Source organism: Kitasatospora nipponensis, from assembly GCF_039528135.1.
Classification (GTDB): domain Bacteria; phylum Actinomycetota; class Actinomycetes; order Streptomycetales; family Streptomycetaceae; genus Kitasatospora; species Kitasatospora nipponensis.
Map to the genome: position 1 here is coordinate 1 of NZ_BAAALF010000994.1, position 564 is coordinate 564.

A 564-nucleotide genomic window follows, 5' to 3' on the forward strand; every position below is an offset into this window, starting at 1 on the left:
CTTCCTGATCGTGCCGGTGCTGCTCGGCTTCGCCCTGTCCTTCACCAACGCGCGGCTCATCTCCCCCGAACCGTTGCGCTTCGTCGGCTTCGACAACTTCGTCCGGGCGTTCACCATCGACCCGACGTTCTTCCGCTCGGCCCTCAACACCTTCGCCTTCGCGGCCGTGGTCGTCCCCGTCCAGGCCGGCTTCGGACTGTTCCTCGCCCTGATGGTCAATCAGAAGATCCGCGGCGTGACCGCGTTCCGGGTCATCTTCTTCATCCCGGTCGTGACCTCGATCGTCGTGGTCTCGATCCTGGGGAAGTTCATGTACCAGCCGGACGGGCTGCTCAACTCCTTCATCAACTCGATCACCTTCGGCGCCTGGCAGGGCCCCGCCTGGCTCGACAACCCCAGCACCGCCCTGTTCGCGATCATCGTGCTGTCCGTCTGGCAGGCCGTCGGATTCCACATGCTGATCTGGCTGTCGGGTCTGCAGACCATCCCCGAGGAGCTCTACGAGGCGGCTCGCATCGACGGCGCCGGGACCTGGCGCCAGTTCAGGGACGTCACTTGGCCGTG

1 protein-coding gene is annotated in these 564 nt (G+C 65.1%); it reads left to right on the plus strand.

The genetic code is table 11. From position 1 onward, the window contains the following. Positions 1-564, plus strand: a 564-nt coding sequence (locus tag ABD323_RS44505) for a carbohydrate ABC transporter permease (RefSeq protein WP_344447668.1), incomplete at both ends; no start/stop codon positions are given.